Raw genomic sequence first — 20,127 nt, 5'->3', positions numbered from 1 at the left:
AAAAAGCAATATAATTATGGTGTCTTATAAAGAATGCTCAAAAAAGCCCATAAACCTATTAATAAAATAGCAAGATAATTTGAATACAAATCAATTTGTTTTATGTTAAAACATTAACGTAATAAGTATAATATAAATTGATAACGGGAGTGTGATTTTAGTTATCAGAATAAGAAAGAGCATAACTATATTTGTGAAAAAAACGTAAAATAACTAATGGAAAATAAATAATAATAGCTTTATTAAACAATTTTTCATTTCACTTAAGTTTACATTATTGTAATAGTTATCTAAATCTTAAAATATAAGATTTAATTAGTGAAAACGTTATCTGGAGATTTATTTAAATAATGTAGATTTTGATAGGATAAACATGTATTAAAAAGATTAAAAGTATAGAGAGGAGAATAAATAAATGAAAATTTGTATGTTAGGTGCAGGAGCCTTAGGTAGCACAATAGGAGGTACTTTAGCAAAAGGTGGTTCAGAAGTTTATTTTATTGATCAATGGGAAGAACACATTAATAAGATTAATGAAAATGGATTGAAATTAACTGACGGAAAAGAAGATTATTTTGTAAATGTAAAAGGTAAGACAAGTCCTGAGGGAATCGGGTATGCAGATTTAGTTATTGTATTAGTAAAATCTTTTGCAACAAAAACAGCGATTGAAAATGCTTCCTCAATTATAGGACCAAATACACTTGTTATGTCTTTACAGAATGGGCTTGGTAATGAAGAAGTTATTGCTGAAGTAGTAGGAAAAGAAAGAGTATTAGGGGGGAAAACTTATGTAGGCGGCGTTCTACTAGAAGCTGGATATGTAAGTGCAGGAGTGAAAGGAAAATACACTTATATCGGTGAATTAGATGGTAAGATGACAGAGCGTGTAAAAGCAGTTGCAGATGAATTTAATAAAGCAGGACTTTTATGTGAAGTTAGTGATAATATTACAGGTATGATTTGGGATAAGCTTCTTATAAATGTAGCAACAGGAGCTTTAAGTGGTATAACAAGGTTGCCATATGGTGGTCTTTATGATGAACCTAGAATAAAAGCTTGTGCAGTTGCAGCAGTACAGGAAGGCATAAATGTGGCAAAGGCAGCAGGAGTAAAACTAAAAAGTGAAGATCCAGAATATGCATGGAATGCAGCAAGTGAAGGATTACCACCTACATTTAAAGCATCTATTTTACAAAGTATTGAAATGGGACGTCCTACAGAAGTTACTTTTATAAATGGATCAGTAGTTGAATGGGGTAAAAAATATGGAATTCCAACACCTGTAAATGAAACTCTTGTAGCTTGTGTAACAGGAATTGAACGTTGGTTAAAAGATTATGCTAATAAGCAATAAGGAGGATTTTTATGGCATCTTATTTAGAACATATGGCTTTACGTGTTAAAGATCTAGACTGGCATTTAGAATTTTTTAAGGAAGTGTTAGGAATGGATGTACGTATGACAAATCAGAAGGAAGCACCTAATAGACAAGTGTGGTTATATGGAGGGCTTCAGCTTATTGAAGATTTATCTTTTGATGGACCAGAAGGAAGATGTGCTCATTTAGGAATTATGACAGAAAATCAAAAAGAAGTTTTAGATAAAGCTTATGCAAGAAATGTAAAAGAATTACCTCAAGGGCATAATTGGTTTCAGGTATCAGACGGATTATGTATTGAAGTAATTCAAGTAAAAGAAAATGGAGTACAAGAATATTTGGATATTGATCCATGGTTATAAAAGAAAGGATGGTTAAAATGAAAAAAGTAATGTTATTACACGGTGTTAATCATAATATGTTTGGAAAGAGAGATCCTAAGCAATATGGAACTATTACTTTAGATGAAATTAATCAAGGTGTAGATACTTTAGCAAAAGAATTAGGTATTGAAGTAACTAATTTTCAAACAAATAGTGAAAGAGAATTTGTAGATAAAATTCATGAAGCATATTTTGAAGGTTATGATGGTTTAATGCTAAATGCAGGTGCTTGGACACATTATAGTTATGGTATGGCTGATGCTCTTGCAATTTTAGAAGTGCCAGTTATTGAATTGCATATGTCAAATGTACATGCAAGAGAAGAATTCCGTCACCATTCAGTTATTTCGCCTCTAGCTACAGGAATCATTGTAGGTCTTGGATCACAAGTTTATACATTAGGATTACAAGCATTTGCAAATATTTTTGAACAACAAGGTAAGTAGGAGGCAAGGATTATGGCAGAAAGAATTATGGGATATACGGACTTATAGGGATTATGGATTACCCAATTCGTCATTAAAACAATGCATAATGCAACATTTCCCAAATTAGGGTTAGACTATGCATACCTTACATTTGAAGTTGATAATAACACATTAGAAGATGCTGTTAAAGGACTTAGATCATTAAAATTAAAAGGTACTTATGATAATTCTTGTTTAGCTACTTTATATAATTTTTTAGATACTATTAAGTTAACTGCAGAAGAAATAAACATTAGCGGGTCTATCTGATATTCTTATAGTAAAAAATGCTATTATAGCCGCTAGCAAATCCATAGTTGAATGTATAGTTTCTTATATTATACTTACTGAACCAGTAACAAGTCCAACAAATAATTTAAGAATTATTAGAGTACTATTTGATAATAAAGATAGTCTAGCAACTTTAGATTTTGTATTCATAAAATACACCTCCATAATTAATAGACTTATTATCAATTGATAATAAGTCTATTAATTATGCTTTTAATTGATAAGAATTAGAACCAAATTTATAAAGTACTCAAATTGTTGATTTAGATATAGTTGTTAAAAATACGATTAACTGAATGAAAAAAGAAGTTAATTATTTTTTATTCATTAGAATTAATCCAACTATACTTAAACATATTCCTAGAGTATTCATAGGGGATATTTTTGTTTTATAAATAAAAATACCAACGACAATTAGCACTATTGTTGAAATTATACTTACAAAAAGAGGAGCAACAGCTATATTCCATCCACTTCTATAGATATATAAATATCCTATCTCCAAGCCTAATGCAGATAGCCCTAATACATAACTTGCCCAATTTAATTGTTTTAGAGAGCTTATAATATTTCGGTCTATTGGTAAAATAATTAATGCCAATATAGAGAATATTATTGCGGTAATATACGTGACTATCATTGATATAAATGGATTTATTGATTGATTAATAGATTTTTGGCTAATATTATATATTACAGTTGCTAAAACTGTGATTATCATAGATATATAGTACATATAATAATACATCCTTTCTTATATGTTTTGAAGTAGTAATCATTAGAATAAAAGCTTCAAAATCCCTTATACTAATGATTATAAATATTGAAATTACATCATAATAGTGTTTTTTATTTGTAAGATTACTAAGTTTTTATCTCCATTATTTGTGAATCCATGACTTTCTTCATGTGGAGATAGCATTACATCCTTCTCTTTAATTAAAAAATCCTTTCCGTTTATATTTATTATTCCCTTTCCACTAATCACATAAAATATTTCATCTAAATCTGGATGTTTGTGAGGAACCATTGTTTCACCAGGTTCGTAGAATAAAATGCCTGAGTCCATTGTGCCCTCTGTAAATAGTGCTTTCCTTTTGATTTTTTCTGTAATAGCGTTAATGTTTAAAATTTTCATAGTCATACGTCTCCTTAATTTATGATATTTATTTTAAGTTAATTATTAAAGTTCTACTTTATGGTAAAGACACATTTAAAATTTTCATAAAAACTTTCCTCCTATGTTTTGATGAATTATAGTATTATAATATAAGCACTATTAATTTTTTACAAGAAGGCACTATTTTGTATTGTACTAACTAAATAGTAAGTATTAATATATATATGATAGGAGTGAATGCTAATGACTTGCGGTAAGTTATGTCCAATTGAAGAGACTGTTAAACTTATTGGTCACAAGTGGAAAGTTCTTATTTTAAGAAATCTACATGATGATGGAACACAAAGGTTTAACCAACTCGAAAGAGGAATTAATGGGATAAGCCAAAAAATGTTAACTCAACAACTTCGACAAATGGAAGCTGATGGATTAATTATTAGAAAGGTGTACCCAGAAGTGCCACTTAGGGTTGAATACTCACTTTCAGAGCTAGGGAAGAGCCTAAAGCCAGTTTTAGATTCTATGAATATTTGGGGAGAGAATTATATAAAATCTAATAAACAACCTTGATAAAGATTAAATTTGAATATATACATTTTTGCAATATAAGTTGTAATGATAATTCAACAAAGATATGATTGTTGCCTTGCTTAATTAAAATAAGCAAGGCTTTAATTTTAAAATAAAGTTTCCTGTTAGTTAACTTTTTCTACAAATATCAACTAGGAATCCATTTACACAGAGTAGGTCGCATCATAAAATGTAATTAGAGGTAGGTGATAGATATGAAAAAATTAAATATAGGCAAATGCATTATTGAGAAGAGAAAAGCAAAGGGAATAACACAGGAACAGCTGGCAGACTACATTGGAGTTTCTAAAGCATCTGTTTCAAAATGGGAATCAGGAGTAAGCTTCCCTGATATTTTACTTCTTCCAGAGCTTGCAACATATTTCAACATTTCAGTAGATGAATTATTGGGTTATTCTCCTCAGCTTACAAAGGAATATATTAAAAAAATCTATAATGAACTTTCATATGAATTTGCTGTAAAGCCATTTGATGAAGTAGTTAATCAGTGTAAAGAATTAATAAAAAAATACTATTCCTGCTTTCCATTTTTGCTTTCTATGATTCAATTGTTATTAAATTATTCAATCTTAGAAAAAGATTGTGAAATAAGAAAAGAAATCCTTAAGCAATGTATTGTGTTGAGTAAAAGAATAAAGGAAGAATCGGATAGCATTTCTGACATAAAAAATGCAAATACTATGGAAGCATTGGCAGAGATGACACTTGGAAATAACGAGAAAGTTATTCAACTATTAGATAATAAATTATTACCGTATAGTGGCGATGATGTCATTTTGATTAATGCTTATCAAATGAAGGGAGAAACCTCTAAGGCAAATGAAGTGAATCAAATACTGATTTTCAATAAGGTAATAAATATATTGACGCTGCTAAACAATTATCTTTATTTAAATATAAAGGAACTAGATTTGTTTGAAAAAATTTATTCTCAAGGCATTCAAATTATTGATTCTTTTATGCTTAATAAGATTTTTACAAATGATGTTTTAGGAATTCATATTGTTGCTGCCCAAGGATATTTAATTCAAGAAAAGAAAGAAAAGGCCATAGATGCACTAAAGCAATATGTAAATGCTGTTTGTAATATTAAGTTCCCATTAACGTTTAAAGGAAATGAATACTTTACTAAGGTTAATCAATGGCTTGAGGAAAGTAATTTTATTGGAGCAAATACTCCAGTTGACGAGAAAACCATTAAGGAAAAACTTGTTAGTTCTATTACTGAAAATCCTGCATTTATATCATTAAAAGAAGATGAACGATATAACTTGCTTGTTAAAAAATTGAAAGGGAAGTTAGATGGAGAAGATGAATGCAATAAATATTGAGAATCTTAAAAAATCTTATGATGGACAGATTGATGCTTTGAACAATATAAGTCTTAGTATACCAAAAGGTGAGGTATTTGGCTTTCTGGGCCCAAATGGTTCAGGTAAGACCACAACCGTTAGAATTCTTAATGGAATTCTTTTAGCAACATCAGGTCATGCTGATATTTTAGGGATACCTATTGGAAAAAATAATCTTGAGATTCATAGATTATGTGGAGTTGTGACTGAAAGTTCCTCCTGTTATGAGAACCTTACTGTGAAACAAAACCTAATATTTTTTGGGAAAATGCATGGAATGGATGAAAATCAACTTGGTGAACGTGCTGATTTTATTTTGAAAAGACTTGAGTTACTAGAGGTAAAGAATAAAAAGGTGAAAGCTTTAAGTACAGGAATGAAAAAGAGAGTATCACTAGGAGTGGCATTAATCCATAATCCTAAAGTGTTATTCCTCGATGAACCAACTTCAGGTTTAGATCCAGAGAATGCTCTGAATGTTACAAAACTTATAAAAGAACTTGCAGAGGAAAATGAGGTTACAATTTTTCTTTGTACTCATCAATTAAAATATGCTGAAGATATCTGTACTTTATACGGTTTTATTAATAATGGCAATATCCTTGGTTTAGGTACCTTTGATGAACTGGCTTCAAGGAAAAATGCAACTCTTAAATTAAAAATTAGAGGCAATAATATTTCAGAGAAATTTAATTTTATCCATGAAGGTAATGATGTATATGTTAAATCTATTTCAGGAGATGAAGAGGTAAATTATCTAATACAAAGCATACTAAAAAGTGGTGGGGAGATCTTTGAGGCAACTCAGCAGAAATGGTCTTTGGAACAACTGTACTTTAAATATATAAAAGGTCAGTCCAATGATATAACATTATAAGTTTGGAGGGGGTTGAATATGAATAGAAGTGAAAAAGCATTGATATATAAAGATATAAATGAAATAACAAGTTCCAAACGTGTTATTTTACCTATGACTATAGTACCAATAATTTTAATTATAATTATGCCAATTGCGCTTTTTATAGGTGTAAGTTTTATTGGAAATGATTCAAGTATGATTACAAAGATGGCACCTCTTATAAAAAAATTGCCTTCTGAATATGGATCATATTCTCAAGCTCAACTTTTAATAAAAGTAATGATAAATTTTATGTTTCCATCATATTTTCTTATAATTCCTATAATGTGTTCAGGAGTAATTGGAGCCAGCAGTTTTGTAGGAGAAAAGGAGCATAAAACTCTAGAATCTCTTCTTTACACTCCAATATCCATGGAACAATTACTTAGAGCTAAGATTTTAGGCGTGCTTATACCATCTTATATCATAACTTTGATTTCATTCGCAGTCTTTGGAGTTATATGTAATATAGGTGGCTTTATGTATTTTGGAGGACTCATTTTTCCAGATGTAGAATGGCTTATAATTATATTTTGGATTTCACCTGCAATCAATTTATTATCCTTAGTATTTACTGTGAGGGTATCAGCAAAGTCAGAAACTTTCCAAGAGGCACAGCAGGTAAGCGGTCTTCTTGTACTTCCAGTGATTATTGTATTAATAGGTCAAATGACAGGTGTGCTTTTGCTCAGTAATCTTGTAATGTTTATAGCTGGTGGTGTTCTCTTGATACTTGATTATATATCAATAAAGAGAATTTCATCTAAATTTATTAATGAGAAGTTGATTTAGATATCTATTACAATTAACGTACTTGGTGGATTTTAAGGGTCACGCTTCGCCTCCACCATGAAAACCACGAAAATCATTTTTTTGGATTTTCGTGGTTTTTTTCACTTATAAAAAATTTTAGAGTGGCGAATATTTAAAATAAGACAAACCTATTTGTAAGAGGAGATTTTATTTGGAGAAGACTATCATTTAAATAAAAGAAAAAAGTATAATTACCTATCTAAAAAAGTAAATTGCTACCTATTTTCTTACAAATTACATAGAGTTTATATATATATTATATAAAAAAATATTTACAAATACATGCTGTTTGATTATAATGAAAACATAAACATGCAAATAGCGAATTTGGTTCGTATATACGAATATATCTAACGATATAAATACTAGTATAGTATTCAAAAGTAAGTCAAATTAGAAAACATCTAGTAATTAAAAAATAAAAATGTATAATAAAATTAGCCTATATTTTAATATTATGCTTAGGAAATATATTATTTCAATATTAAAAATGTGTAGGCAGATAATTAAATTTAATTAAAGATGTGAATTATGTTCGCGTATATGAACTGGAGGCGGTTAAATGGCTATTTCAAAAGAAAATAAATCAGCTGCAAGAGTTGTGGATTTACTAATACTAATGGCTCGCAGCAACAATCATTTGACATTAAATGAGATATGTCAAGCTCATTCGTGGCCTAAAAGCAGTACATTTGAGTTAATTCAAACTCTTATAAATAAGGGATTAATTGAAATGAAAGATGAGCGACTAAAAACTTACGGATTAAGTTTGCTTGCATTTGAAATAGGTAGTGCCTATATATCTAGTCTAGGTGTTACTGATCAGGCAAGACCGTATATTCAAGAACTTAATAAACAAACAGGAAGTACAGTATTTTTAGGAATAGAAGATAATGGAGAAATTGTTTATCTTGATAAGGCTGAAAATCATTCATTTATGAGGCCGACTGCTAAACTTGGATCAAGAAGATATATATATACGACTGGTTTAGGGAAGGCACTACTAGCTGCTTATCCAGATGAAAAAATTAGTAACATACTTAGCAAAAAAGAGTTGCTCAGAAAAACTGAATTTTCTAAAACTACTATTGAAGAAGTATTAGAGGATATGCGAGAAATTAGAATGCGTGGATATTCTATTGATAACCGTGAAGATAACAAAGAAATGTACTGTATTGGTGCTGCAATTTATGATCAGTGGAGTAATCCAGTTGCGTCAATTAGTGTTACCAGTTTATATAACACGATGACTGAAGATAGAAAAATAGTTGTTTCAAAGGCAGTTGTAGATACTGCAATGCAAATTTCAAGAAAACTTGGATATACAGGTAGTAAGTTATATATGATTGATTAGGTCATAATAAGTATTGGATTATTTTGGGGAGGTGATTCATATTTAGAAATGATTTATACTTTAACCAAACAAAATGAATGGAGGAAGAGTTATATGTGGAAAAAATTAGAGAATTTAAAAAAAATAGATGAAACAGGAATAGTTTTAATTATACGTTTAGATGATGAACAAGAAGTAATTAAAGTAGCTGATGCTGCTATAGAAGGCGGAATTAAGGTACTAGAAATACCGATGGCTGTGCCCAATGCATTAGGTGTTATTAAGGAATTATCAAAAAAATATAAAGATGAAGGTATTGTAATAGGAGCTGGAACTGTATGCGAAGCTGAAACTGCACGTGCAGCAATTTTAGCAGGTGCAAGTTTGTTAGTAAGTCCACAACTAAATACTGAGATGATTAAAATGGCAAATTCTTATCAAGTTATTACAGCAAGTGGGGCATATACACCAACAGAATTTTTTGCAACAATGGAAGCTGGTGCCGATATTATAAAATTATTCCCAACTGATTATGTAGGTCCAGCGTATGTAAAATCCATTAAAGCTCCATTGGAACAAGCACCAATTATGCCTTCAGGCGGAGTTACCCCTGAAAATGTTAAAGAATGGTTTGAAGCAGGAGTAGCTTGCGTTGCAGTTGGTAGTTTTATTACTAAGGCTGCGCAAAAAGATGGTAATTATACAAAAGTAACTGAGGCAGCTAAACAATTTCTTCAAATAGTTAAGGAGTGCCGCTAAAGTATATTTATTATCATCGTTCCGACCAATGTTAATGGTATTTTTTGCAAAGATTCTCAAATATGTGCCTTTGCAAAAAATATTTATTACCCATAGATCACATATAGAAACACTTAGATGAATGATTGGAGGTGCTTATGATAAAACTAATAGAGAAATTACCAGTTTTTCTACTAGTTTTAATATATAGAGTTCATTTTTGTAAAGGCATTTGACCGTGTAACTTTACAAAAATATTCATTACCAAAACATACAAGAAAACGTTTATATTTATGATTGGAGGTATTATTATGAATCAAATAGAAAATTCACAAAACATTGCTGAGGCAAAAGAAGTAAACGTTCCTAAAAAGCTTAATAAATTACGCTGGACTTTTGTTATTTTACTACTTATAGGTGCAATTGTCAATTATCTTGATAGAGCAAATCTAAGTGTTGCCAATACCACAATTGCATCAGAATTTGGATTATCTTCTACTCAAATGGGTCTGTTACTTTCTGCATTTTTATGGCCATATGCTATAGCCAATTTACCATCTGGCTGGCTAGTGGATAAATTTGGACCTAAGAAGATGTTTTCTTGGGCTTCTGGGTTGTGGTCAACAGCAACTATTCTATGTTCATTCGCAACTTCATATTCTATCTTTTACATGGCGCGTGTATTTTTAGGAATAGCTGAATCACCATTTTTTACTGCTGGATTAAAAGTAAATCAAAGATGGTTTTCTGATGAAGAAAGAGGAGTACCAGTTTCAGTAATTAATACAGGTTCACAAATTGCTAATGCACTAGCACCACCACTTTTAACTTTATTAATGCTTACTTTAGGATGGAAAGGTATGTTTGTTTTAATAGGTGTATTGGGCTATGTAGTATTAATAGTATGGGCAAAATTATACAGAGATCCTACATCAGAAGAAACACTTACAATTAAAGGTGCACTAGAATTAGCGGCAGAGGACAAAAGGGCAAAGTCTTCTGAAAAACAAGCTTCTTGGGGGGAATTATTCAAATTCAAAAATACATGGTTTATGATTATAGGAAACTTTGGAATAATGTTTACAATATGGGTTTACTTGACTTGGTTACCAGCATATTTGGTAAAAGCTCGTGGATTTAGCTTAAAAGAAATGGGGGCTGTTGCTTCATTACCATATATATGTGGTATAGTTGGGGTACTTTTAGGCGGATTCATATCAGATCGTTTAATAAAAAAAGGTGTACAAAATATAACTGCACGTAAAGTTCCGATTGTAGGTGGTGCAATTCTAGCAGCAGCATCAGTAGCACCACTACCATTTATTAGCAGCACAGTTGTAAGCATTGTATTATTATCCCTTGGTTATTTCGCATCTCAATTACCTTCAGGTGTTATTTGGACACTTGCTTCAGATGTTGCACCTAGTAATCAAGTTGCCTCTTTAGGAGCTATTCAAAATTTTGGAGGATTTTTAGGAGCAGCATTAGCACCAATAGTTGCAGGTTATATTATAGATACAACCGGAAATTTCAATTATGTATTTTTAGTAGGCGCTGGATTACTAATACTTGGAGCTATTTCATATGGGGTATTTTTAAAGAAAGCAAAATAAATTATAAGGAGAACAATATATATGACGCCTAAGGTTATATTTTTGGTTGGAGCAGCAGGCTCTGGAAAATCAACAGTTGGAAAATTAATCTCATCACATTTAAAATTCAGTTATTTGGATAAAGATGTTATTTGTAATAGATTTACTGGAAAACTATTAGAAACTCAAGGGATTTCACCTAATGAAAGAGATGGTTGTGAATTTTACCAAACGGAAGTTATGCCTTTAGAATATGAAACATTACTTGAAATTGCTGCTGACAATGTAAGAAATGGTATCTCGGTGATATTAGATGCACCATTTTTAGGATATTTTTCAGATGAGAAATATATACAAAAACTCAAAGAAAAGTATAGTTGGGAAGATTCTACACCATTAGTTTTAGAAGTAACTGTTAATTCAGAAGTTTTACTTAAAAGAATTAAAAACCGTAATATTAAAAGAGACGATTGGAAAATTGCAAATTGGGATACATTTTTAGAAAGTCTTAAATCTAGGAAATGCTTATGGAGTAATGTGGAAATTAAACAGTTTGATAATAGTGAAGAAGAAATTGATGAGGATAAATTGTTTGAGATAATATCAATAAATAGCAGATAACTAATTATTGAATTTAAATCTAAAGAAAATATTATTATATCATATATAAGAAAAAGGAATACGTAAAGTGTATCACTTTTTCGTTATTTAGAACTAAAATAGTTTTTATGAGTTGTTTTATGTAGATTTGAGGCGGTGGATTTCAAAGGTCACGTTTCGCCGCAACCATAAAATCCACGACCATTTGCATGTGGCTTGAATAGCTACTTACAGGTGGTCGTTTTTTTTTGTCACCGGTGGAACTACAATAAAAAACCACGCTCAAAAATCTAAAATTTGGATTTCCTGGTTTTCTTTAATTTGTAAGGAATTAAAGAAAAATTGTATATAGTGTAATGATAATACGTTAGTATCCCTACATATTCTTAAGTCTGCGCCATAGGGTTGTGTAGCTCATTCCAAGTTCTCTTGCCACCTTGGTTTTATTGCCATTATATTTTTTTAAAGCATCTTTTATAAGTTGATTTTCTATTTTTCCAATTTCTGAAATAGTATTATTCTGATCTTCAGAGAATTCTTGTATAAATTTTTTTTCTAAATCGTTAGGATTTAAATCTAAAACCTCATAAATTAAGTTTTCGTCAATAATATTGTTTTCACACATTACAATAAGTCTTTCTACAGTATTCTGAAGGTGTCGTATATTTCCAGCATAAGGGAAACTACCAAGAAGTTGAAGGGCCTCATTGGTGATTTTAGTGCCTGGAGCATTGTTAGAAATAAAATGTTTAATTAACAGTGGAATGTCATCTTTTCGTTGATCTAATGAAGGAAGCCTTAATTCTAGAACACATAAACGGTAATATAAATCCTCTCTAAATTCATTTTTTTCAATTCTTTCTAACAGGTTTTTATTAGTAGCACTAATTATTCTTACATTAACAGGTATAACCTTGTCATCACCTATTCTGATAACTTCCTTTTCTTGAATAACTCTTAGTAGTTTTACTTGTATATCCTGTGAAGTTTCTCCAATCTCGTCTAAAAAAACAGTACCATTGTGTGCCAATTCAAATATTCCGGTTTTTCCTTCAGGTCTTGCTCCAGTAAATGCTCCTTTGACATAACCAAAGAGTTCACTTTCTAATACACTTTTAGGAAGAGCTGCACAGTTTATAGCAACAAAGGGTTCGTTATGTCTATTACTATAGTTATGTATACTTTGAGCAAAAATTTCTTTTCCAGCTCCAGAAGGACCAGTTATTAAAATAGTACTATCGGATTTTGCAAATTTTTTTGCTTTGTCTATTGCTTTTGTTAGAATTTTACTTTTACCTATTATATCGTTAAAATTTTTTTTGGCAATATGACCTTTTGTATTTAAATTTTTACGTATCTCTTTCTCAGCACTTTGAACATAATCTGATTTTTGTATGCTTGCAACTGCTCCAAAAATATTGTTATCTATTTTTAATGGACGACTGTTTAGTATCAATGAAGTATTCCCTATTTTAAGTAATTCATTGTATTTAGCAGTGCCGTGTTTTATTGTATTCTTAACTACTGGCAGGTTAACTATTTCATCTACTAAAACATTGTTATTTTCATCAGTTATGAATTTTTTAGCTCTGTCATTTATATATCTAATTCGAGAATATTGATCAATTCCAATAATACCTTCAGTTGTGGAATTCAAAATTTGGGTAATTGTTTCATAATTTTTTCTTCGTTCTAGTTCAAAGTTAAGCAAAGATATAGCTTCATTCAAAGCTATATCAAGAGAAATTTCATCGACATCTATCATTATGCTTTTAACTCCGTATTTTTTAGCAGAATTTGCTACAGTAATACCTCCAATAAATACCTCAATACCGTTATCTGAATATTTTTTAACAACTTCATCAACATGAGATACTGAGTCGGGCTGTATAAGTAAAAAATCCTCTTTTGAAATAGCTTTAAATTTTGCTGCTACATCATAAGCTAAGTCAAAGCCTATATAGGCTATTTTATTTGAGTAATTTTTTGCCTCTTTTAATGAAAAATATATGTCTTCGTAGGTATAACGGACATCTATTAAAATAGTATTTATATTTTGACGCAAAAGAGATAGGTTCTTACCTCGAGTAATAATTATTTTAGCACCTTCAGTAACAAATTGATTTGCTATTTCTATAGTCCTATTTCCGGTAGATTCAATAATGGGATAACTTAGCTTCTTCTTTTTTAATAGTTTATTAAATTTTTTAGTAAAGCTTGTAGATGAAGACATAATAATAATATCCTTGTTCATTTTGATATCACCTCTAATTAATTTATTTCATTATATTTCAAGATGAAATATAATGAAATGAAAAAGTATTTCGTTTTGAAAGTATACATTATAGTTTAGTTAAATGCAAGATATTTAGATAGATAAATTTTGAGTATATTAAGATGATTCTATGTAAACGAATACTGGAATTTTAGAGGGCTTGGTCAGAAAAGTAAAAAAAATTTTAAATTTTATAAAAAGTTTGGCACACACTTTGCTATATAAATTGATATAGAGTTAATTAATAAGTTTTAAGATACCAAAATCAAGTAAACGATTTGAAAGGGGATAGTGAAAAAATCTTATGTCTAACTAAGGAGGTAAATATTATTGTAGTGAGATTCAGTACATATTAAGTGGAACGATGAAAATAAAATATAAAGGAGAGAAAATCAATGGATAAGAAAACTTTATTAAAGCTATGTCCGGTTATTCTGATACCGTTAGCACTTTGGGTGATGCCAGTACCAGAGGGGTTAAAGCCAGAAACATGGCATGTTGTGGCATTATATATAGCATTGTTATTAGGTATAGTAATTAAGCCGTTTTCAGAACCAGTTGTTACACTGATTATTATAGGAATTATGTCAATGTTTATTGATCCTAAGATAACCTATGCAGGCTATGGAACAGATATGGCATGGTTTATTTTAGCAGTTTGTATTGTATGTACAGCATTTGTTAAAACAGGTCTCGGGAAAAGAATTGCATATAATTTACTTACTAGGTTTGGAAAAACTTCATTAGGATTAGGATATATGTTAATGATAGTAGATTTAATATTAAGTCCTGCTACTGGTTCAAATACGTCTCGTACATCAATTGATTACCCAATTTTTAGAAATATTGCAGAGGGGGTAGGATCAACACCTGAAAAAGAGCCACGTAAGCTTGGTGCATATTTAACAATGCTAATGTATGTAATATCTATGTCAACAGCAGTGCTTTTTTTAACAGGTATGGCAACAAATGCGATTACAGCTTCTCTTGCACAAAAAATGCTTAATGTTAATTTGGACTGGATGACATGGTTTAAGGCAGCTGTTGTTCCAGCAGGATTGGTTTTGATACTTAGCCCTTTCGTAGTATATAAGGTTTATAAACCAGAATTAAAGGATCTCGGTGATATAAAACCAATGATGAAAAAGGGTCTTGAAGAGATGGGGCCAATGAAAAAAGAAGAAAAAATACTATCTGTTTTATTTGTATTAGCTATTATTGGATGGATGTTTGGACCACAAATACCGTTTGTAAGTTTAACAATGCAGATTGTAGCATTTGTATTTTTAGCACTTACCTTATTGTTTGGGATTCTTAATTGGAATGATGTTATTGGAGAAAAAGGTGCATGGAATACGTTTATTTGGTATGGTTCATTTTATGGAGTTGCATCAGCATTAGCATCACAAGGATTTTATACTTGGCTTGCAAAAGTGCTGGAAGGATATTTGAAGCTGTCACAGCTAAATGGATTAGTGGCTACGATTATTTTACTTTTAATCAGTTTAGCAGTTAGATATTTCTTTGTGTCAAATAGTGCCTTTGTTGCATCTTTCTATCCTGTGCTATTTGCATTAGCTTTAACTACACAAGCACCAATTACGGTAGTAGCATTATTACTTGCTTTCTTTGCTGGTTATGGTTCACTGTTAACACATTATGGAAATGGGGCAAGAATTTATACATTCGCAACAGGATATTGCACTCAAAAAGATTTTTGGAGAGTAGGAACAATAATGGTTGGTGTAGCATTAGTTATATTCTTATGCATAGGCTTACCTTATTGGAAAGTAATTGGACTTTGGTAAATTCTCCAATAGATAAAAAGACATATGTTTTTTATCATAATGCATAAATAAAATTAATGTTTTTGAAATTCTACAAAGTATTAAAAATTTAAGGAGAGGAAGAAAAGAAATGTTAGATTTATTAATTATAAATGGACATGTGATTGATCCTAAAAATAATGTGGACGAAGTCAGGCCAATTGCTATTTATGGTGGCAAAATAACCAAGTATGAAGAGGGCGAAGAAGCAAAGCATGTAATTGATGCAAAGGGTAAATATGTATTTCCAGGACTTATTGATTCCCACGCTCATATGTTTCAGGATGGAACAGATATAGGTCTTTATCCAGATACAGCATATATACCAACAGGTGTTACAAGTGCGATAGATTTTACAGCGGGTGTTTCAAATTACAATATATTTAGGCAGGCTGTTATTGCTCGTAGTAAAGTCAGAATAAAAAGCTTTTTACAAGTTTGTTCTGCTGGACTTGTTACTACAAGTTATCATGAATGCATTAATCCAAAATATTTTAATCCTGAAAAGATGGATAGGATATTTAAAGAAAATAAGGATAACATTTTAGGATTGAAAATTAGACAAAGCGAGGAATTAGCAGAAGGACTCGGAATTCAACCATTAATTGCAACTATTGATATTGCAAATAAAATTGGATGTCCAGTTGAAGTACATTGTACAAATATTCCAGTTCCAACTTCAGAAGTATTAGAATTACTTAGACCAGGAGATATATTTCAACATGTTTATCAGGGAGTAAAAAATACAATCATAGATGAAAATGGAAAACTATATGATTGTGTACTAGAATCTCGAAAAAGAGGAATCATATTTGATACTGCTGAAGGTAGAAAACATGGTGATTTTGAAGTAATGACAAAGGCTATGGAACAAGGGTTTATAGCAGATATGTGCAGTACAGATCTAGTTTTGGGCAGCATGTATAGAAGACCTATATTTTCACTTCCCAATTTAATGTCTAGATATTTATGTATGGGAATTAGTTTAAATGAAGTGGTTAAGATGACAACGGAAAGACCAGCAAAACTTATGAATATGGAGAATGAAATTGGTTGTCTATCAGAAGGCGCATATGCAGATGTTTCAATTTTTGACATTATGGATAAACAACAATTATATAGAGACTGGAAAGGCTCAACTTTCTTAGCTGATAAATTGCTTAAACCAGAAATGACTATTAAAGATGGTTATATCATGTACTGTGCACCAGATTATATTTATGAAAATTAAAAATACAAAATAAAATAAATAATTTAAAGATTAGTAGGAGGATATTATAATGGGATACAAAATTTTATTACCACAAGAAATTATGGAAGAAGGCAGAGAATATCTAGAAAGCAAAGGCCATGAACTTATTACAGGAAGTGGAATGGAAACAGAAGATATAATTAGAGATATTAAAGGTATAGATGCTATGATAGTTCGTCTTTCTAAGATTACTAGAGAAGTATTTGAGACAGCTGATAAACTAAAAGTTATTGTGAGACATGGAGCAGGTTTTGATACTGTTGATTTACAAGCAGCAAAGGATCATGGTGTACAAGTTCTTTATTGCCCAACAGCCAATAGTATGTCTGTTGCAGAAGTAACAATGATGTATATGCTTTATTGTTCAAGAAACTACACAGTGGTTAGAAGAGACTTTATTGAGGATTACTATAAAGCTAAACTAAAAACAACTAAGAGCGAACTTGATGGAAAGACTGTTGGTATTATTGGATGTGGTAATATCGGTTCAATTGTAGCTAAGAAATGTATGCATGGTTTTAATATGAAAGTTCTTGCATATGATCCATATAAGAAGAGAGCTGATTTCCCTGAAGGTGTAGAAGTAGTAAGAGATATTGAAAGAATTTACAAAGAAAGTGATTTTGTTTCTCTTCATTGTCCAACTACTAAAATTACTAAAGGATTTGTTGGAAAGAAACAATTTGAAATGATGAAACCAACAGCATTCCTTATAAATGCTGCTAGAGGTGCTATTGTAAATGAAGTTGAACTTTATGAAGCATGTAAAGATAAAGTAATTGCTGGTGCAGGATTAGATGTTCTTCAACAAGAACCAGTAGATCCTAAAAATCCTATATTATATTTAGAAAATGTTGTTGTATCACCACACATTGGTGCAGCTACAAAGGAAGCAACTGATAGAGCATCACTTCATTCTGCTATTGGTATTCATGAAGTGTATGAAGGAAAACAACCAACATGGCCTGTTAAAGCAATAGATTGGGATACAGCTGAAACTTTTGAAGATTAATTTAAAAATAGTATAGATATGTTCTATCTAATTAATATTTTACATTTAATTAATCTATATTAGCTTAAATAGTGCAGTATATTTATTGTACCATGTATAAATTAATATATTAATATTTATGAAAAATATTAGCAGTAGGGAGAATTATATGGAAACATTAGAAGAAATAGATATGTTTATTTATAAAATTAGACAAGAACTAAATACTTTAATAGAATTAAATACTTATATAGAGGATAGATATAAGTTAATAGATGCAGATGTAATTGATATAAGTAAAAAATTAGATGCAGAAGTAATTGACCTAAATAAAAAATTAGATATAGCCTTAAATAAATATAACAACTTATTTAAAGAAAAAACAATTGAATAAATCTGTAAATACTCAATTCTGATAATAATATTTATATATAATAATTATAGATGAAAAGGAGAAGATTAATATGCCAGTAGGAAATAGAATATTTTTAAAGAGAGAACTTCCAGATAAAGAATTAGTGAAAGCATTTAGTGAAATTCCAGCAGCTAATGTTGCAGATGCTATGGGGCGTTTATGTGCACTTCACTCAGATATAAAATTAATGTCAAGTCCAACAAAGAGCATGTGTGGAGTAGCTTTAACTGTAAAAGCTCGTCCTGGTGATAACCTTGCATTACATAAAGCACTTAATATGGCCGAAGAAGGAGATGTAATTGTATTCTCAAATGAAGGGGATAGAAGCCAGTCAATAATGGGCGAAATTATGTATAAATATCTTTCAGATTTTAAAAAGATTGAAGGAATAGTAATAGACGGACCTATACGTGATATTGATACAATATCAAAATATACAATGCCAATTTACGCAACAGGGACAACTCCTGGTGGCCCTTACAAAGAAGGTCCTGGTGAAGTAAATGTGACAATAGCATGTGGGCGTATAGCTGTTAATCCAGGAGATATAATCCTTGGGGATGCTGATGGAGTGATAGTAATTCCTAAAAATGATGCAGCGCAAATATTAGAGAAAGCGAAAACTATTGCAGCAGGGGATGCAGCAAAGGTTGCAGCTTCAGCATCAGGAACAGTTAATAGGCAATGGGTAGATAAGCTACTTGAAGAAAAAGGGTTTGAAATTATAGATGAGGTATATAGAGCTTAATAAAGTCTTTATACATCTAAATAGATGATAATAGTGAGGAACTAGGTGTATTAGAAAAAATATAGGAGATAATGCCACTTTATATCAGTTAAAGTGGCATTATTTTAAAATTTGATTCTAAATATACTTTAATGAAGTTTAGGAGGTAGAAAAATGAAAGATCCAATTCAAAAGTATTTTCTAGTAGGAACTATTCAATGGATGTCACATCCACCAGCAAATTATCCTTTACTTGAATCCATTAAATCACTTGCATGTGATCCTTATTTTACATCTTTAGAGGTAACTAAAGTAGCAGATGATGAAACACGTGCAGCCAAAAAATATTAGAACAATCACATATTAAAGTTTGTTATGGAGCACAGCCTAGATTATTAGGATCTGGTTTAAATCCAAATGATATTAATGAAAAAGGAAGAAAAAAAGCAGAAGCTACACTAATTAAAGCAATAGATGAAGCAGAATATTTAGGTGCAAAAGGTATTGCATTTTTAGCAGGAAAATGGGAATCAGAAACAAAAAATCAAGCATATTCTCAATTATTAAAAACAACAAGAAATTTATGTGATTATGCAGCTAAAAAAGATATGATGATTGAGCTGGAAGCATTTGATTTTGATATGGATAAAGCAGCATTAATTGGACCAGCACCTTATGCAGCACAATTTGCGGCTGATATGAGAATGACAAATAATAATTTTGGTTTATTGGTTGATTTATCTCATTTTCCAACAACTTATGAAACATCAAAGTTTGTTATACAAACGTTAAGACCTTATATCACACATTTCCACATTGGAAATGCAGTAGTAGAAAAGGGATGTGAAGCTTATGGTGATCAACATCCAAGATTTGGATTTCCTAATAGTGCAAATGATGTTGAAGAATTAGTAGACTTTTTTACAGTATTAAAAGAAGAAGGTTTTTTCAATGCGAAGAATCCTTATGTATTGTCATTAGAGGTAAAACCTTGGGGTGATGAAGATGGGGACATTGTTTTAGCAAATACAAAGAGAGTTATTAATAGAGCATGGGCTCTTGTAGAAGACTAATAATTTGGA

The 20,127-nt window shown here is 30.6% G+C and carries 22 protein-coding genes; 19 read left to right on the top strand and 3 right to left on the bottom strand.

The window, feature by feature from the left end; all coding sequences use genetic code 11:
- Positions 1-415: 415 nt before the first annotated feature.
- The 4 genes from CSPA_RS24390 to CSPA_RS31035 all read left to right on the top strand — a co-directional run bounded on the left by CSPA_RS24390 (position 416) and on the right by CSPA_RS31035 (position 2,501).
- Positions 416-1,357: a ketopantoate reductase family protein gene (locus CSPA_RS24390; protein ID WP_015395077.1), complete on the top strand. Its 942-nt coding sequence runs from the start codon at positions 416-418 to the stop codon at positions 1,355-1,357.
- Between the two features lie 11 nt (positions 1,358-1,368).
- Positions 1,369-1,743, top strand: a complete 375-nt coding sequence (locus CSPA_RS24385; protein ID WP_015395076.1) for a VOC family protein — start codon at positions 1,369-1,371, stop codon at positions 1,741-1,743.
- Positions 1,744-1,760: 17 nt separating this feature from the next.
- Complete coding sequence (aroQ, locus tag CSPA_RS24380) at positions 1,761-2,210, top strand: type II 3-dehydroquinate dehydratase (RefSeq protein WP_026106323.1); 450 nt, start codon at positions 1,761-1,763, stop codon at positions 2,208-2,210.
- Between the two features lie 81 nt (positions 2,211-2,291).
- Positions 2,292-2,501 (top strand): shikimate 5-dehydrogenase, encoded by a 210-nt coding sequence (locus CSPA_RS31035; protein WP_015395074.1) that lies wholly within the window; start codon positions 2,292-2,294, stop codon positions 2,499-2,501.
- A gap of 334 nt (positions 2,502-2,835) precedes the next feature.
- Here CSPA_RS31035 and CSPA_RS24370 read toward each other — a convergent pair whose 3' ends face one another.
- Together CSPA_RS24370 and CSPA_RS24365 are read right to left on the bottom strand one after the other, a co-directional pair.
- Complete coding sequence (locus tag CSPA_RS24370) at positions 2,836-3,258, bottom strand: EamA family transporter (protein ID WP_015395072.1); 423 nt, start codon at positions 3,256-3,258, stop codon at positions 2,836-2,838.
- 93 nt (positions 3,259-3,351) lie between these two features.
- Positions 3,352-3,660, bottom strand: a complete 309-nt coding sequence (locus tag CSPA_RS24365) for a cupin domain-containing protein (RefSeq protein WP_015395071.1) — start codon at positions 3,658-3,660, stop codon at positions 3,352-3,354.
- A gap of 225 nt (positions 3,661-3,885) precedes the next feature.
- Here CSPA_RS24365 and CSPA_RS24360 point away from each other — a divergent pair, with 225 nt between their 5' ends.
- The 8 genes from CSPA_RS24360 to CSPA_RS24325 all read left to right on the top strand — a co-directional run bounded on the left by CSPA_RS24360 (position 3,886) and on the right by CSPA_RS24325 (position 11,580).
- Complete coding sequence (locus CSPA_RS24360; RefSeq protein WP_015395070.1) at positions 3,886-4,212, top strand: winged helix-turn-helix transcriptional regulator; 327 nt, start codon at positions 3,886-3,888, stop codon at positions 4,210-4,212.
- Between the two features lie 215 nt (positions 4,213-4,427).
- Positions 4,428-5,564, top strand: a complete 1,137-nt coding sequence (locus CSPA_RS24355; protein WP_015395069.1) for a helix-turn-helix domain-containing protein — start codon at positions 4,428-4,430, stop codon at positions 5,562-5,564.
- Complete coding sequence (locus CSPA_RS24350) at positions 5,545-6,462, top strand: ABC transporter ATP-binding protein (RefSeq protein ID WP_026106324.1); 918 nt, start codon at positions 5,545-5,547, stop codon at positions 6,460-6,462. Before CSPA_RS24355 ends, CSPA_RS24350 begins: the two co-directional genes overlap by 20 nt.
- Positions 6,463-6,480: 18 nt before the next feature.
- The gene (locus CSPA_RS24345) at positions 6,481-7,275 is read left to right on the top strand and encodes an ABC transporter permease subunit (protein ID WP_015395067.1); all 795 of its coding nucleotides are present in this window, start codon (positions 6,481-6,483) and stop codon (positions 7,273-7,275) included.
- Positions 7,276-7,858: 583 nt separating this feature from the next.
- Positions 7,859-8,650, top strand: coding sequence for an IclR family transcriptional regulator (locus tag CSPA_RS24340; RefSeq protein WP_015395066.1), 792 nt, complete (start codon positions 7,859-7,861; stop codon positions 8,648-8,650).
- Positions 8,651-8,743: 93 nt separating this feature from the next.
- On the top strand, positions 8,744-9,388 hold the full coding sequence (locus CSPA_RS24335) for a bifunctional 4-hydroxy-2-oxoglutarate aldolase/2-dehydro-3-deoxy-phosphogluconate aldolase (RefSeq protein ID WP_015395065.1): 645 nt from the start codon (positions 8,744-8,746) through the stop codon (positions 9,386-9,388).
- Positions 9,389-9,678: 290 nt separating this feature from the next.
- Complete coding sequence (locus tag CSPA_RS24330) at positions 9,679-10,980, top strand: MFS transporter (RefSeq protein WP_015395064.1); 1,302 nt, start codon at positions 9,679-9,681, stop codon at positions 10,978-10,980.
- 21 nt (positions 10,981-11,001) lie between these two features.
- Positions 11,002-11,580, top strand: a complete 579-nt coding sequence (locus tag CSPA_RS24325; protein ID WP_015395063.1) for a P-loop nucleotide/nucleoside kinase family protein — start codon at positions 11,002-11,004, stop codon at positions 11,578-11,580.
- 355 nt (positions 11,581-11,935) lie between these two features.
- Here CSPA_RS24325 and CSPA_RS24320 read toward each other — a convergent pair whose 3' ends face one another.
- The gene (locus CSPA_RS24320; RefSeq protein WP_015395062.1) at positions 11,936-13,813 is read right to left on the bottom strand and encodes a sigma 54-interacting transcriptional regulator; all 1,878 of its coding nucleotides are present in this window, start codon (positions 13,811-13,813) and stop codon (positions 11,936-11,938) included.
- Between the two features lie 416 nt (positions 13,814-14,229).
- Between CSPA_RS24320 and CSPA_RS24315 the strand changes: the two genes are divergently transcribed.
- The 7 genes from CSPA_RS24315 to CSPA_RS24290 all read left to right on the top strand — a co-directional run bounded on the left by CSPA_RS24315 (position 14,230) and on the right by CSPA_RS24290 (position 20,118).
- Positions 14,230-15,642 (top strand): DASS family sodium-coupled anion symporter, encoded by a 1,413-nt coding sequence (locus CSPA_RS24315; RefSeq protein WP_015395061.1) that lies wholly within the window; start codon positions 14,230-14,232, stop codon positions 15,640-15,642.
- A gap of 109 nt (positions 15,643-15,751) precedes the next feature.
- Complete coding sequence (locus CSPA_RS24310; protein ID WP_015395060.1) at positions 15,752-16,891, top strand: amidohydrolase family protein; 1,140 nt, start codon at positions 15,752-15,754, stop codon at positions 16,889-16,891.
- 49 nt (positions 16,892-16,940) lie between these two features.
- Positions 16,941-17,924 carry a hydroxyacid dehydrogenase gene (locus tag CSPA_RS24305; protein ID WP_015395059.1) on the top strand — a complete coding sequence of 328 codons (984 nt, stop codon included), beginning with the start codon at positions 16,941-16,943 and terminating at the stop codon, positions 17,922-17,924.
- A 148-nt stretch (positions 17,925-18,072) separates the two neighbouring features.
- Complete coding sequence (locus tag CSPA_RS24300) at positions 18,073-18,297, top strand: hypothetical protein (protein WP_015395058.1); 225 nt, start codon at positions 18,073-18,075, stop codon at positions 18,295-18,297.
- Positions 18,298-18,367: 70 nt separating this feature from the next.
- Entirely contained in the window at positions 18,368-19,066 is a 699-nt protein-coding gene (locus CSPA_RS24295; protein WP_015395057.1) for an RraA family protein, read from the top strand.
- A 153-nt stretch (positions 19,067-19,219) separates the two neighbouring features.
- Complete coding sequence (locus tag CSPA_RS31030) at positions 19,220-19,396, top strand: hypothetical protein (protein WP_015395056.1); 177 nt, start codon at positions 19,220-19,222, stop codon at positions 19,394-19,396.
- Positions 19,390-20,118 (top strand): sugar phosphate isomerase/epimerase family protein, encoded by a 729-nt coding sequence (locus tag CSPA_RS24290; protein ID WP_423219816.1) that lies wholly within the window; start codon positions 19,390-19,392, stop codon positions 20,116-20,118. The genes CSPA_RS31030 and CSPA_RS24290 overlap by 7 nt, the downstream gene beginning before the upstream one ends.
- The last annotated feature ends 9 nt before the right edge of the window (positions 20,119-20,127 follow it).

The organism is Clostridium saccharoperbutylacetonicum N1-4(HMT), assembly GCF_000340885.1.
Lineage (GTDB): Bacteria > Bacillota > Clostridia > Clostridiales > Clostridiaceae > Clostridium > Clostridium saccharoperbutylacetonicum.
Note: the sequence above shows the minus strand (reverse complement) of the source record. Positions and strands in the feature narration are given on the sequence as shown.

Excerpts from the sequence above, each read along its gene's own strand:
- CSPA_RS24390 (WP_015395077.1), top strand. The coding sequence starts at position 416 with ATGAAAATTTGTATGTTAGGTGCAGGAGCCTTAGGTAGCACAATAGGA.
- CSPA_RS24385 (WP_015395076.1), top strand. The coding sequence starts at position 1,369 with ATGGCATCTTATTTAGAACATATGGCTTTACGTGTTAAAGATCTAGAC.
- aroQ (WP_026106323.1), top strand. The coding sequence starts at position 1,761 with ATGAAAAAAGTAATGTTATTACACGGTGTTAATCATAATATGTTTGGA.
- CSPA_RS31035 (WP_015395074.1), top strand. The coding sequence starts at position 2,292 with ATGCATAATGCAACATTTCCCAAATTAGGGTTAGACTATGCATACCTT.
- CSPA_RS24370 (WP_015395072.1), bottom strand. The coding sequence starts at position 3,258 with ATGTACTATATATCTATGATAATCACAGTTTTAGCAACTGTAATATAT.
- CSPA_RS24365 (WP_015395071.1), bottom strand. The coding sequence starts at position 3,660 with ATGAAAATTTTAAACATTAACGCTATTACAGAAAAAATCAAAAGGAAA.
- CSPA_RS24360 (WP_015395070.1), top strand. The coding sequence starts at position 3,886 with ATGACTTGCGGTAAGTTATGTCCAATTGAAGAGACTGTTAAACTTATT.
- CSPA_RS24355 (WP_015395069.1), top strand. The coding sequence starts at position 4,428 with ATGAAAAAATTAAATATAGGCAAATGCATTATTGAGAAGAGAAAAGCA.
- CSPA_RS24350 (WP_026106324.1), top strand. The coding sequence starts at position 5,545 with ATGAATGCAATAAATATTGAGAATCTTAAAAAATCTTATGATGGACAG.
- CSPA_RS24345 (WP_015395067.1), top strand. The coding sequence starts at position 6,481 with ATGAATAGAAGTGAAAAAGCATTGATATATAAAGATATAAATGAAATA.
- CSPA_RS24340 (WP_015395066.1), top strand. The coding sequence starts at position 7,859 with ATGGCTATTTCAAAAGAAAATAAATCAGCTGCAAGAGTTGTGGATTTA.
- CSPA_RS24335 (WP_015395065.1), top strand. The coding sequence starts at position 8,744 with ATGTGGAAAAAATTAGAGAATTTAAAAAAAATAGATGAAACAGGAATA.
- CSPA_RS24330 (WP_015395064.1), top strand. The coding sequence starts at position 9,679 with ATGAATCAAATAGAAAATTCACAAAACATTGCTGAGGCAAAAGAAGTA.
- CSPA_RS24325 (WP_015395063.1), top strand. The coding sequence starts at position 11,002 with ATGACGCCTAAGGTTATATTTTTGGTTGGAGCAGCAGGCTCTGGAAAA.
- CSPA_RS24320 (WP_015395062.1), bottom strand. The coding sequence starts at position 13,813 with ATGAACAAGGATATTATTATTATGTCTTCATCTACAAGCTTTACTAAA.
- CSPA_RS24315 (WP_015395061.1), top strand. The coding sequence starts at position 14,230 with ATGGATAAGAAAACTTTATTAAAGCTATGTCCGGTTATTCTGATACCG.
- CSPA_RS24310 (WP_015395060.1), top strand. The coding sequence starts at position 15,752 with ATGTTAGATTTATTAATTATAAATGGACATGTGATTGATCCTAAAAAT.
- CSPA_RS24305 (WP_015395059.1), top strand. The coding sequence starts at position 16,941 with ATGGGATACAAAATTTTATTACCACAAGAAATTATGGAAGAAGGCAGA.
- CSPA_RS24300 (WP_015395058.1), top strand. The coding sequence starts at position 18,073 with ATGGAAACATTAGAAGAAATAGATATGTTTATTTATAAAATTAGACAA.
- CSPA_RS24295 (WP_015395057.1), top strand. The coding sequence starts at position 18,368 with ATGCCAGTAGGAAATAGAATATTTTTAAAGAGAGAACTTCCAGATAAA.
- CSPA_RS31030 (WP_015395056.1), top strand. The coding sequence starts at position 19,220 with ATGAAAGATCCAATTCAAAAGTATTTTCTAGTAGGAACTATTCAATGG.